13 protein-coding genes and 1 tRNA gene are annotated in these 12,993 nt (G+C 46.6%); 6 read left to right on the top strand and 8 right to left on the bottom strand.

The window, feature by feature from the left end:
- Positions 1-9 precede the first annotated feature (9 nt).
- The 3 genes from FPG75_RS15760 to FPG75_RS15770 all read right to left on the bottom strand — a co-directional run bounded on the left by FPG75_RS15760 (position 10) and on the right by FPG75_RS15770 (position 1,165).
- A complete protein-coding gene (locus FPG75_RS15760) occupies positions 10-348 on the bottom strand; it encodes a DUF4870 domain-containing protein (RefSeq protein ID WP_143307813.1) in 339 nt (112 codons plus the stop codon).
- Positions 349-503: 155 nt separating this feature from the next.
- The gene (locus FPG75_RS15765) at positions 504-863 is read right to left on the bottom strand and encodes a DUF5615 family PIN-like protein (RefSeq protein WP_143307814.1); all 360 of its coding nucleotides are present in this window, start codon (positions 861-863) and stop codon (positions 504-506) included.
- Positions 860-1,165 carry a DUF433 domain-containing protein gene (locus FPG75_RS15770; RefSeq protein ID WP_201747973.1) on the bottom strand — a complete coding sequence of 102 codons (306 nt, stop codon included), beginning with the start codon at positions 1,163-1,165 and terminating at the stop codon, positions 860-862. The genes FPG75_RS15765 and FPG75_RS15770 overlap by 4 nt, the downstream gene beginning before the upstream one ends.
- A gap of 230 nt (positions 1,166-1,395) precedes the next feature.
- Between FPG75_RS15770 and FPG75_RS15775 the strand changes: the two genes are divergently transcribed.
- Together FPG75_RS15775 and FPG75_RS15780 are read left to right on the top strand one after the other, a co-directional pair.
- Positions 1,396-3,765, top strand: a complete 2,370-nt coding sequence (locus FPG75_RS15775; RefSeq protein WP_143307816.1) for an ABC transporter permease — start codon at positions 1,396-1,398, stop codon at positions 3,763-3,765.
- Between the two features lie 103 nt (positions 3,766-3,868).
- Positions 3,869-4,402, top strand: a complete 534-nt coding sequence (locus tag FPG75_RS15780; protein ID WP_143307817.1) for an OmpA family protein — start codon at positions 3,869-3,871, stop codon at positions 4,400-4,402.
- Here FPG75_RS15780 and FPG75_RS15785 read toward each other — a convergent pair.
- The gene (locus FPG75_RS15785; RefSeq protein WP_143307818.1) at positions 4,393-5,145 is read right to left on the bottom strand and encodes a LytR/AlgR family response regulator transcription factor; all 753 of its coding nucleotides are present in this window, start codon (positions 5,143-5,145) and stop codon (positions 4,393-4,395) included. The genes FPG75_RS15780 and FPG75_RS15785 overlap by 10 nt on opposite strands.
- 1 nt (position 5,146) lies before the next feature.
- On the bottom strand, positions 5,147-6,868 hold the full coding sequence (locus tag FPG75_RS15790) for a sensor histidine kinase (protein WP_143307819.1): 1,722 nt from the start codon (positions 6,866-6,868) through the stop codon (positions 5,147-5,149).
- 174 nt (positions 6,869-7,042) lie between these two features.
- On the opposite strand from FPG75_RS15790, the gene FPG75_RS15795 reads away from it, so the two are divergent.
- The 4 genes from FPG75_RS15795 to FPG75_RS15810 all read left to right on the top strand — a co-directional run bounded on the left by FPG75_RS15795 (position 7,043) and on the right by FPG75_RS15810 (position 9,850).
- Positions 7,043-7,113, top strand: a tRNA-Gln gene (locus FPG75_RS15795).
- Between the two features lie 146 nt (positions 7,114-7,259).
- Positions 7,260-8,477: an alpha/beta hydrolase gene (locus FPG75_RS15800; RefSeq protein WP_143307820.1), complete on the top strand. Its 1,218-nt coding sequence runs from the start codon at positions 7,260-7,262 to the stop codon at positions 8,475-8,477.
- 39 nt (positions 8,478-8,516) lie between these two features.
- Positions 8,517-9,410, top strand: a complete 894-nt coding sequence (locus FPG75_RS15805; protein ID WP_143307821.1) for a carbohydrate kinase family protein — start codon at positions 8,517-8,519, stop codon at positions 9,408-9,410.
- A 47-nt stretch (positions 9,411-9,457) separates the two neighbouring features.
- A complete protein-coding gene (locus tag FPG75_RS15810) occupies positions 9,458-9,850 on the top strand; it encodes an acyl-CoA thioesterase (protein WP_143307822.1) in 393 nt (130 codons plus the stop codon).
- Between the two features lie 5 nt (positions 9,851-9,855).
- Here the strand turns inward: FPG75_RS15810 and FPG75_RS15815 are convergent, their stop codons facing one another.
- From FPG75_RS15815 to FPG75_RS15825, 3 genes are all read right to left on the bottom strand, one after another.
- Entirely contained in the window at positions 9,856-11,451 is a 1,596-nt protein-coding gene (locus FPG75_RS15815; protein WP_143307823.1) for an NAD(P)/FAD-dependent oxidoreductase, read from the bottom strand.
- Between the two features lie 136 nt (positions 11,452-11,587).
- The gene (locus FPG75_RS15820) at positions 11,588-12,454 is read right to left on the bottom strand and encodes a hypothetical protein (protein WP_143307824.1); all 867 of its coding nucleotides are present in this window, start codon (positions 12,452-12,454) and stop codon (positions 11,588-11,590) included.
- A 27-nt stretch (positions 12,455-12,481) separates the two neighbouring features.
- Positions 12,482-12,952 carry a GNAT family N-acetyltransferase gene (locus FPG75_RS15825; protein ID WP_143307825.1) on the bottom strand — a complete coding sequence of 157 codons (471 nt, stop codon included), beginning with the start codon at positions 12,950-12,952 and terminating at the stop codon, positions 12,482-12,484.
- Between the last annotated feature and the right edge of the window lie 41 nt (positions 12,953-12,993).

The following is a 12,993-nucleotide window of genomic DNA, read 5'->3' on the forward strand; positions in this document are numbered from 1 at the left end:
TGTTAGCGCTTAATTTGTCTGGAGAAAAACAAACTTGTTTTCAAATAATTTTCCGATCAATGGTAATGGCTTGTTGGTGCCGCTGTTTGCATTGATGATACCAAACACCATAAAAATGAATGGTAACAGGGATAAAATGGACAGCGGGGTTTTTAATGCCGGTACAATAACTAATACGATACTTATTGCGATACTCCAGACAATGCCTGCAATCATGAGGCCCAGCGCTTGTTCCAGGTGGTAGCTGATCAATCCGTTCTTTTCGCGTTCATCTTTGGTTTTTACAAAAGCAATGATCCAGCCTATCAGTGTAATGTAAGAGATGATCGCCCACTGTTTCGGTTTCATGGTAGTTAATCGTTTAACAATTGATAAAAAATGATAACGAGGCAAAGGTATCCCCGGAAGTATTCCGTGCATAATTTGGGGCTACTACACGCTATCTACAGGAGAAAAAAAGAGGTACTACAAAACCTCTACAAGTAGGGTTAATCAATTGATTTTTAATTGCTTAGTTCTCTTCTTATGCGAACGGTTTTGGGTTGGATGACTGTGAAAGCCTGAGAGATTTTGCTTTGGTGTTGTTGTATCACGTGGTTAACTATCTCGGCTTGTATCAGTGATGGGGCATTGCCTAATCTGATAAGCACGATGCCTGAATGTAATTTCTTCAATCGGAAAACGAGTTCTCCAAAATCTTTATCCTGGGTTATCAAAATGCTCGAGGTTTGATTGGCCATATCAAGAACGGTATCATCATCTGCGCCGGGACACAATTCCAATATATATTGCACCTCGAAACCCGATTGGCGGAGTAATGTTACAATAGGTCGGTCAACGCCTTCGTCTGCCAGAAACTTCATATAGCCGTAGAATAAATCTCGTCACCTCTCAACAACTGGGCTGCAAAGATTAAAGCAGCTTGAACTTGTTCTTTGGTTAAATGAGGATGTGCCTGTAAAACATCGTCGATAGATTCGCTTACAGCAAGCTTTTCCAGGATTTGCTCTACTGTTATCCGGGTCCCTTTAATAACAGGCTTGCCCATCATTATTTTAGGGTTGATTTCAATAAGATTAAGCTGATCCATGTGCTTTATGTTTTTGTCTTTATAACAAAAATACTGAATTTCCTGTCGGCTCTTCAGCCGGAATATCTTCCTCATGGACTATCTTGTTAGGTGAAGAAACTGGTTAACAACGGCCAAAATTACTGCTCATAAATTTTTGATTTGTAAATTGTTTCTTAACAGAAGAGGCATGATGCCAGATGCTCTTCGTCCATTTTCATGCAACATCTGTCCATTAACGAACATTCCGTTCCGATCTTTCTATTGAAAATCAATGTATCTTCTCACTGGCATTTTATTCGTAGCAGCAGCTACAAATTGTTTTTATGTTCAGGAACTATTTGAAAACGGCATGGAGAAACCTGCTGAACAACAAGGCTTACAGCGCATTGAATATCTTCGGGCTGGCCATTGGTATGGCGGTAGCTCTGCTGATCTCACTATGGGCGTACAATGAGTTTACTTATGACCGCTTTCTTCCCGGATATGAGAATAATTACCAGGTGATGATGAATTACCGAAGCAATGAAGGCGGTATCACCACGATGAATGCCAGCTCCCTGGCCCTTGCCGACGCTATCCGCAAAAATGTGCCGGGCATACAATATGCAATCGAAACAGACTGGATGGGGAGTCATGGCCTGATGGTGGGCGACAAAAAAATGGTGCTCCCCGGTGGCGGCGTACAGGAAGACTTTCTCAATATGTTCCGTTTCCCTTTACTGCAGGGCAATCCCGGGCAGGTACTGAAAGAGCCTTATAGTATTGTGCTCACAGCTTCTACTGCCAGATCGTTGTTTGGCAATGAGGACCCTATGAATAAAATCGTACGTTTCGAAAACCGCCACGACCTGAAAGTAACCGGTGTATTAGCCGATCTACCCACTAATTCCACCTTTGATTTCAAATATCTTGTACCATTTAAATATTTTGAACAGAACAATGACTGGATGAAAAAAGCCCGTAGTGAATGGGGTAATAACTCTTTCCAGATATTTGTGGCGCTTCAGCCAGGTGTGAACAGTGCGGTGGTATCCAAAAAGCTTTGCGATATATTGGCGAACCGCGTTCATGATATTCCAATGAAGGCATTCCTGCACCCGATGAGCCAATGGCGCCTCTACAGCCAGTTTGAGAACGGTCAATCATCCGGCGGATATATTACCTATGTGCGTATGTTCTGTATTATCGGGGCGCTGGTGCTGTTGATTGCCTGCATTAATTTTATCAATCTGGCTACAGCCCGGTCTGAGAAGAGGGCGCGGGAAGTAGGCGTGAGAAAAGCGATCGGTTCCAGCCGTTCAGATCTTATCATACAGTTCCTTATGGAGTCGCTGTTGCTGACAGTGATTGCGGCGGTTATCAGCATTTTGATATTGCAATTAGTATTGCCATATTTCAACACGCTGATCGGTACTACTATCGTGATCCCCTATACGAAACCGGCAGCCTGGGCGCTGGTGATCTCCTTTATCTTATTGACAGGCTTGCTGGCAGGAAGCCGGCCAGCTTTCCATTTGTCGGCTTTCAGGCCGGTGAAGGTGCTGAAAGGCGCCGTGTTGCCGGGCAGGCGGGCATCGCTGCCCCGCAAAGTGATGGTGGTAACGCAGTTCGCGGCATCGGTGGCTTTGATCATCAGCACCATTATCATCTATCAACAAATTAATTATGCCAAAAAAAGGCCTACAGGTTATAATCCGTCCCGTTTGATGGTGACCTCACTTTCCGATGACCTGTCCCGTAATTATGATGCCATCCGTGGAGAATTACTCCAAACAGGCCTGGTAGCGAGCGTTTCAAGGGCAACCAGCCCGGTAACAGGAGTATGGTCGCATAATGTGATATCAACATGGCCGGGGAAAACGGACAATAGTTTTATTTCCGTGACGGACGTAAGTGTATCAGACGATTATTTTAAATCTATGGGCATGACGATGACCGCGGGCCGCGACTTCTACCCGGAGTGGTCGTCAGACACGGGAACGGCTATATTAAATGAGACGGCTGTTAAAAAGATGGGATTGAAAGATCCTATTGGGCAAAAGATCACCTGGGACCGCGGCCTGCGCGCCACGGTTGTAGGTGTAGTAAAAGATGCGGTGGTGGCTTCTCCCTTCTCTCCGGTGGAGCCGGCGATCTTTGTCCATGGCCGCGAGGGCGGCGTGATGATGTATCGCCTCGTGTCGCAGGCGGATATTAAGTCGGCCATTAAAAAACTGACAGCCATCTTTAATAAATATAATCCAGCCTATCCCTATCAATATTATTTCGCGGATGTTTCATATGCACAGAAATTCGACCTCGAAACGCTGGTGGGCAAGCTGGCGGCCATTTTCGCGGCGCTGGCCATTTTTATCTCCTGCCTTGGTTTGTTAGGACTGGCTGCTTATACCGCTGCACAAAAAACGAAGGAGATTGCGGTGAGAAAGGTGATGGGCGCCTCTGTGGCGCAACTGTGGCTGCTCCTGAGCCGTGAGTTTATGTTGCTCGTGATAGTAGGAGGCGCTATTGCATCGCCGTTAGCGTTTTATTTTCTGCATAACTGGTTAAATCATTACAACTACCGGATCGAGATCGGGCCTGGCGTATTTATTATTGCTATTGGTGGTGCATTGCTCATTACTGTTTTCACGATCAGTTACCAGGCAATACGCGTAGCGCTCAGCAATCCGGTGAAGAGTTTAAGATCAGAATAGCAGCAGTTGTTTATATATAGCGAGAGGATTATATTCAATATAATTTTCATAAAATGTTGATAATGTTTATTTTAGATATCTTTGCGGCAAATCTCATCAACATATGAAAAAGTTGTTAAGCTCCTCTCGTGTGTGGGTTTCCGTTATTACCGCTATTGCAATATTTACTTCCTGCGCTTCTTCCAGGAAATCGGGCAGTCAACATGCCTACATGAACAAACAGTATCAAGAGCTAAAAAATGTATTGAATGAAGCTGATGTTACTTTGATCAAAGACAGTCTGAAAGTGATCTTCCCGAACAATGTAATGTATGCATCTTCATCTGCTGATCTGAAACCAGAGATCAAACCAGCCTTTGAACGTTTTGCCAACGTATTGAACAAATATGACAAGACCAAGATCATGATTACTGGTCATACTGACAACACCGGCAATGGTGATTTTAATCGTGAACTGTCTGAAAAGCGCGCTGCTGGCGCCAAGCAGCTGCTGGTAGATGATAAAGTAGATGGAGGCCGTATTGATACCTGGGGCCAGGGCGACCGTCATCCGATTGCGACCAACAATACAGAAGAAGGTAAAGCAAAGAACCGTCGTGTGGAGTTTGTGATTCTTTATAATGTAGCTCAACAATAGTCCAATAATTTTTTTACGTTTTCGCGGTGCGGCCTGGATACGGGGATCTTGGTAAGATCTTCTAATAGCAGTGTACCGCCATCTTCCCTCAGCCAGCTTTTTACTGCCAGCCTGTTTACCAGGTGTGATTGGTGCGTGCGGATAAAATCGTATGGTGCCAGCAACTCCGCAAACTCTTTCAGGGTGCGGCTTACCAATACTTTTTCTTTATTGGAAAGGAATACGTGTGTGTAGTTGCTGGTAGCCTCGCAGCGCACAATTTCATGTACAGGCACATAACGCGTTTCCTGTTGTAATGGCAGGGCAATGCGCGGGTTTTCTTTTTTTCGTGGTTGAAGGTATTCCAGCAGGTTTTCGAGATTGGTGTTTTTTCTTTTCCGGGAAATCTTTTCTGAAGCCTTCTGAACTGCCGCTTGTAATTCTGCCGTAGACAAGGGTTTGAGGAGATAGTCGAGCGCAGAGAATTTTACCGCCTGGATGCCATATTGATCATGTGCTGATACGAAGATCACTTCAAGGTCGGTACGGTCTAATTGTTTGAGCAGGTCGAAGCCGGTGCCATCAGGTAACTGGATATCCAGGAAAAGCAGGTCCGGTTGGTATTGCTGCACTGCTGCTACACCCTTGGCTACAGTGGCCGCTTCCGACACTACTTCAATACCGTTGCAGCAGGAATGAAGCAGCCCGCGGAGGTTTTCGCGGTTGTTAGCCTCGTCATCTATAATTATACTACGTATCGTCATATCAGCACCATTCTTTTAATAATAACTCAACGGTGGTACCGCTGCTGCCTGTTGCAACGTGGCAGCTGATAACGTTTTCACGGTACATCCGGTTTAATAAATTTATTCTTTCTTCGCCTAATTTCAAGCCCCAGGATGTTCTGCCAGTTGTGGATGTTTTGTCCGTATAACCGTACCCGTTATCTTTTATACTAAGGTACAGGTCTTTATCGGTCATTTTCACCTGGATGTGGATAAATCCCTTTTCTCCCAGAGCGGATGCTCCGTGAATAACGGCATTTTCTACATAAGGTTGCAGGAGCAATGCGGGAATCTCAGTACTGGACAGGTTTTCCGGCAATTGTATCTCATAATGGAAATTAAAGCGTAGCTGTTCCATCTGCAGGTATTCATCCAACAACTGCCGTTCATCTCCCAGGCTGATCATCTCTTCATTATGTTGATCCAATACCTTTCTGGTAAGGGAAGAGAAGATTTGGAGATAGTGATTGGCCCGTGGATCCTGACGGTTTACCAGATTTTGAATGGAAGTGAGTGCGTTGAAGATAAAATGAGGATTGAGCTGATTGCGGACAGATTGTAACCTCCACTGGGCCATTTGCTTGTCACGGGCCAGCAGCTTCATTTTGCGTTGATTGTAGAAATAATAAACGCAAAACAGGAAAGCGGCAACCAGGGTTGCCGCTAAGATTTGAAGAGATGATGGCGCCCACCCATGGTAGGTTATCTCAGGTGGAAGTATCTCTATAGGTAGTTCAATCACTTTGTTTTGTTCATAGCGGATCACGCCATTATTATCAGGCAGGGGCCGTGTAATACCGTTGGGATACACTACGAGCTTGTATTTGCCGGGAACATTGAAATCGGTCGGTACGATGAGAGAGGAGCCGATGAGATTATCTTCCCATTTCAGAAAACTTTTGCCGTCTTCTTTCAGCAGGATGTAGCCGTACTGCGTGCCCTGCGGTACATGCAGGTTGCAGGCAAGGATCAGATGGCTGGCGGTATTGATGTGGAAACGGAGACTGACGGGCAAGCCGGTAACAGTGGATATGCTGCTGGCAAAGGATGGTAGCGCCAGGGGTTTAAGCGATGAAGCCTCCATTATTTCAACACCTGTGAGCCGGGGGAGATAGTCTTTATTCCAGCTCACCAGGATACCATTTCTTTTCGTATAATCTTTTACGTTATATACCTCCACCATCACATTACCGGAATCCTGCTGATAGTTACCCAGACAGGCGAAAGGCAGACGCCCATTATATTCCAGCGTATCTATGCGTTTGTAAAATGCCTCCGGCGCCTTTGAGGGAGCAACAATTTCCCGGAAATTCCTGATCACCTGGTATCTGAATTGCCCGGCATTTTCGGGTGTGATATTAGCCGCATAGAAAGTAATATTTTCTCCGGGCGATAACAGGTAATGGTCATAGGCGTAATAATCATGCACATAGGGTGCGCCAACATTTTTGTTCATCAGATTTTTACCCTTGATGCATAGATACGGCCAGGGATTGCTACCAGCAAGGTTTTGGGAGATAGAACGCAACACCGCTGGTATTTCACCATTAGCCTTGCGCGGGTAATGGCAGTTAGGTAAGAGTAATGCCGAATCCATGGCGGTGATCACCACCAGATCGTAGGGCGCCTTGGGGTGATATTGCGCAACCGCACACAGTGCCAGGTATAAGGAGAAAAATTTCAACAGGATGATTCTTTTCATAAGGTACGTTTTTGATATCCCCCTAAAGTTGCGCTACAGCAGGGTTTTCAGCAATATACAGTTATTATCACGCAGATTTGAATGAGTATTATATCATCTCTGGTGAGTATCGGGAATTTTTTCCCCAACTTGTTTTTTTTCAGAAAATTACTACATTTGCGTCCCGTTTTACGGTGCCCAATAGTATAATGGTAGTACGACAGATTTTGGTTCTGTTTGTCTAGGTTCGAATCCTGGTTGGGCAACTGGCAGGACAAGCGCGATCCGTCGCGGCTTGTCCTTTTTTATTTTAAGCCCTCCGAAATATCTTCCGTCACATTTATCCGGTATTATATCACATCAATAAAATATTACTATCAAATAAACTGAACTTATCGGAAAAACACCCGCTATGAAAAAGTTTTTCCTGATCATGTTCCTGTCTGTTCTGTTGCTGGATGCATATGCGCAGATGACCCGGCCCCTGGTGTCTTTCGGGCAGGCGGACAGTATTTATTCAACGATATTAAAAGAGAAAAGGCCTTTATGGGTCTACACGCCAACTGTTGACACCAACTATTTTGTGAAAGTGGCGTATCCTGTACTGTATGTGCTGGATGGCGACGGGTATTTTGCATCGCTGCAAACCATGATACATCAGTTAAGCTGGATCAATGGCAATACTGCTTTGCCACGGATGATCATCGTAGGTATTCCGAATACGAATGGCAACCGTCCCAGAGATCTCACGCCCTCTGTGGATACGATGGTGAAGGGTTCCGGCGGGGGAGAAAAATTTATTTCATTCCTGGAAAAAGAACTGATACCATATATCGATAAAAATTATTCCACAGCCCCTTACCGTGTATTCATCGGACATTCATTGGGCGGCTTGCTGGTAACGAACACGCTGCTGCATCATCCGCATATCTTTAATGCCTACGTGGCCATCGACCCGAGTATATTCTGGCATAACAGTGAATTGCTGTCGGAAATCGGGCAGTTATTGCAAAAAGATATGAATAACAAGAATTTTTTTCTTGCCATCGCCCATACCATGAATGCCAGTCTGGATACGGTACAGGTAAGAAAAGATAAAGCTATGGGCTCCATCCATACCAGTGCTATTTTACAATTGAAAGATCAATTAATTGCGCACCCGGACAATCATTTGAGATGGACCTGTAAATATTATGAAGATGATGACCATATCTCTGTTCCTCTGATTGCGGAGTATGATGCTTTGCGGTTTATCTTCCGTGATAACCGGTTTCCCACCTATCTTTTTATGGACGATCACTGTCCGCCAGATTCTTTGCGGGAGCTGATTGTTGATCATTACAAGGTACTGTCGAAAGAGCTGGGATATGCTGTCCGCCCGGATGAGCAGACATTTAACGAGATGGGGTACAGGCACCTCTTCGATAAACATCCGGCTACTGCGAAAATGTTCTTCCAGCTGAATATCGACTACTACCCGGAGAGCTATAACACATACGACAGTATGGGGGATTATTATAATGCCACACACGACACCATACAGGCTGTCAACTATTGGAAGAAAGCTTTGTCTGTCAGGTACGATCCACACATCAAAGAAAAAATTGACAAGGCGCTTGCAAGGAAATAAACTAAAAAGCACTAATTTCTGGCATCAATCTAATGAAGTATGTCAGATCATATTATTGCCTGTTTTGGAGAAATACTCTGGGATCTATTGCCTGGCAAGGAATTGCCGGGAGGTGCGCCGATGAATGTAGCCTATCACCTGCAAAGGCTGGGGAATCCGGTGGCCATGATCACACGGATAGGCGCTGATGACTACGGGCGCCGCCTGCTGGCCCTGATGGAGCAATACCAGCTCGATACCCGCTATGTACAGCAGGATACCGTACACGAAACAGGAAAGGTACACGCCACCGTCACACCTGAACAGGAGATGCAATACGACATCGTATATCCGTCGGCGTGGGATTTCATCAGGATGGAACCTTTGCTGGAAGCCTTGTTACAGCACCCGCCCTCTTACCTGGTATTTGGTAGTTTAAGCACGCGCAACGAGATATCGCGGCAAACGCTGGAACATTTGCTGGGGATGAAAGCTACCAAAGTGCTGGACATCAATCTGCGCGCGCCGCATTACCATCCCGACCAGGTATCCTGGCTGCTGGAGCAGGCAGATATCCTCAAGCTAAATGAACATGAGCTGGCATTGCTGGCTAACTGGTACGACTATACGGGGCCTGACGAAACCGTAATATCCGCTATGGCAGCTAATTTTGGCCTGCATACCATTATACTTACTTTAGGCAGCAAGGGCTGTATGTTGTACACTGGCGGACAATTCTACTATGAATCGGGGCATGTAGTAACTGTAGCCGACACCATCGGCAGCGGCGATGCGTTCCTGGCGGGGTACCTGCACAGTATCATTAAAGGCGATGCACCACAGCAATGCCTCCATTTCGCCAATGCGCTGGGAGCGGTGGTAGCTGGCTATCATGGCGGCTGTCCGGCCTATGCGCTGGAAGAGGTGATCGCGATGCAACAGCGTCATCAATAAAAATACGGTAATTTTGCCTGCTGAATGTGCATTTAAAACCGGGAGCAATGAATTTTTATACACGCAAATGGGTGAAGCCGGAAGACCTCAACGCCCACGGCACCTTGTTCGGCGGCAGTTTGCTGCGCTGGATAGATGAAGAAGCAGCGATCTACTCCATCATACAGCTGGGCACTAACCGTTGTGTAACCAAGTTTATGTCGGAGATCAATTTCATCAACTCCGCGCGACAGGGCGATATTGTGGAACTGGGTATCAAAGCCACTCATTTCGGCCGCACTTCGCTCACACTCACCTGTGAGGTGCGCAACAAGATCACGCAAAAAAGTATTCTCACCATCGACAAGATGGTATTTGTGAGCGTTGATGAGAGCGGAAAGCCCGTGCCTCACGGCAAAACGGCTATCACGTATACAGATGAACGTTTGAGAGAAGAATAGCGCTGTTATTTCTTCTCTTCATGATATTCCTGCTCGGTATTGATAGACCAGATATTTTCCTTGGTGCTTACGCCGTTGCAGATGTTATCTACAGCCACCATAGCAGTAAGCATGGAGTGGTCGGAGTTATTGTATTTATGCATGCCATTGCGGCCTACGAGAAAAATGTTTTCGAATGAATCGATGTAATGGCGAATTTCATCGAAGCGATCGTAGGTGCCGAAATATGCCGGATAAGTTTTCTCCATGCGCAGTACGGTGGCATCGAGCACATCTTCCGGCAATGCAAGCCCTATCTTGCAAAGCTCGCTGATGGCCAGCTCGCGTATCTCTTCGTCTTTCATCTCCCAGAAATCATCTCCTTTATTACAGAAATATTCCATGCCCACCCAGGTGGTGCCGGGGTCTTTCACCATATAGGGGCTCCAGTTATTGAAGAGCTGCAAGCGGCCTACTTTCACATCTTTTTCCTGTATGTATATCCAGGTGTCTTTCAGGGTGAGTGGCTGGTGCGTACCGGTTTTGGCATCGAGGAAGCTGAGATTTTTAAGCAGGATACCGATGGTGATGAAATCGCGGTATTGCAGTCCTGCGGCCACTTCCCGCACTGCGGGCGGAATATCGGCTTCGAGGCCGCCGATGAGCTCCTGTACCGGCATGGTAGAGAAGAAGTAGTCGCCTTCCAGCAGGATGGTTTCGCCAGTACCGCGGTCTGTTGCGGTAATGGCGGTGATGCGGTTGCCATCACTGTGGATGCGGGTAACATCGTGCTGCATGAGGATGGTGCCACCCCGTTGGGTTACCTGGTTGGCTACTTCTTCCCATAATTGTCCGGGACCGAACTTCGGGTAAAGGAACTGTTCGATCAGGCTGGTTTCTACATTTTTCTGATTGATATCTTTGGGCTTTCCCGCATCCCAGGCGGATTTCAGGGCATGAGAGATCGCTTTGGCGATGGAGATACCTTTGATGCGTTGGGCGCCCCATTCTGCCGATATCTTTTTACAGGAAACACCCCATACCTTTTCTGTATAATCTTTAAAGAAAAGATGATAGAGCGTGTTGCCAAAACGGTTGACCATAAAGTCTTCCAGGCTCTTCTCCTCTTTGCGCGGGAAAAGCTGCGCCTTCATGTACGACAGCATGATACTAACGGTGGTGCCTATACCGAGTTTGCGCAGGGTATCTACAGACAGCTGTATCGGGTAGTTGAAGAACTTGTGCAGGAAATAGATGCGCGACAGCCGCCTTCTTACAAGCATAATGAGGTCGGGGTTGGGTGCTACGAGCGTATCGCTGTCATTGCGCTGGCGCTTTATTTCCTTTGTCTTTTGCTGGTAGGTGATGCTGAAGCTGGCTGCGGCTTCTTTTTCCAGGGGCATCATGTTCATCCACCATTCCATCACACGGTCGGACTTGGAAAAGAAACGGTGCCCGCCGATGTCGATGCGATTGCCTTTGTAGTTGACTGTTTTGGAGATGCCGCCGATATCGTTGCTTTTTTCCAGGATCACCGGCATGATCGTGGTGCGTTGCAGCAACTCATAGGCGGCAGTGAGGCCGGCCGGGCCTGCGCCAATAATGATAGCTTTCTTTTGCATAAGTAAAAAGCATGATGCTTTAATGGTTTGAGGGTGTTGGCAAAAACAGGGTTGACACAAAAAACGATCTCACAGAGAAGGTCATTTCCCTGTATATACAAGTATAATTCAAGCTACTGAAATGAAACTTCAGCCGTTAAAATTTCCAGCGGTAGAAGTACACGGGTGAGTGATCGCCTTCGCTGATGGTTACATAGCCATCGTTGTTGGGGGTGATGGTGATGCCTTCGCCTTGTTTCTCGGGGATGTAAGGCAGTTCTGTGGCGGGTTTGGCCATGGCCTGTTCCACGGTTTCATTGCTGTTGCGATGCCAGTAGTAAACGGCCAGTAATGTTTTGATCACAATGTGGTGGCCATCTTTGGAGATGTCGCCGGAGGTGACCCAGGTGTAGGGGAGGGTAATGGTTTTTTCGAGCGTTACTTTATCGCCGTTTTTGAAATCAAGGCGGGATGTTTTATAGAGATGAACTTTTTTTTCTCTTTTGCTGACGATATAGATGCTCCGGGTGAGCGGATCGATGAGCAGTGATTCTGCATCGCGGGGCCCGTCGGGAAATTGAAGCGTGAGTATATCAGGTGTTATTGAAACCTTTGCTGGTGGCGTTTTTTCAGGTTCTAAAAAACGATAGATGCGGATATGTTTGCGTATAGCTGCATTATCGCCGATATCGCCTACATATATATAGTGTTTGCCTTTTACCGGGCCGATGCCTTCTGCAATATCTTCCCAATCACGGTTTTTAACATCTTGCAATTTGAAAATGCTGATGAGTTGTGCGTTACTGTTGAGCAGGAATACTTCTGGTTTATTGCCGCTATCGTTGTGCGTCCAGTAGCAGCCGGGGAGGGTAACGCTGGAAGCGATGCCGGAGGCTTCTGTGATCTTGTCGGACGATACATTGCCCAGCAGCTGTGGCTTTACGGCCTGTTGCTCTTTCACTTGCGCTGTCAGGGACAGGCTGGAAAATAAGGTGGCTGCGATGATCAGGGAATGTATGCGCATGAGGTGTTGGGTTTATGTGCCGGCAATTTACAGATTATTGATCAAGTACCGCAAACGTATCATGTGTTTGCAGGGGATATTATTTTCGATAATCGGTTCGGGGTAATGATCAGAGAAATAATGGTAGATGATATCATAGATATCGAAGCCGCATTGCTGGTAGAGGGCTAGTTGACCAATACTGGAATTGCCGGTGCCGATGGTGATCTGGTCAAGATGATGTTCCCGGCCCCATTCGATGGCGGCGGCAAGTAGTTGCCGCCCATAGCCGCGCCGCTGCAAACGCCCGTCCACGGCGATGTTGAAGATTTCGGCTTGATCCGGCTGCTGGCCCATCACTAAAATACCGATGGTATCGTTCTGTTTGCAGAGCCTGAAAACGATGGACTGTGGCAGGTATCCGAGGATCTGCGTTTCGGATGGATCGGCTGTGAGCAAGAGTTGCATCTCTGCTGCGGAGAGGGGCCGCTGTTGGAGAAGCAAGGTAACATCTTCCATAATTAATTAAAATATAATACGTTTGAATATCTAAATAAAGG

Origin of the sequence: Chitinophaga vietnamensis, from assembly GCF_902167635.1 — a bacterium.
GTDB lineage: Bacteria > Bacteroidota > Bacteroidia > Chitinophagales > Chitinophagaceae > Chitinophaga > Chitinophaga vietnamensis.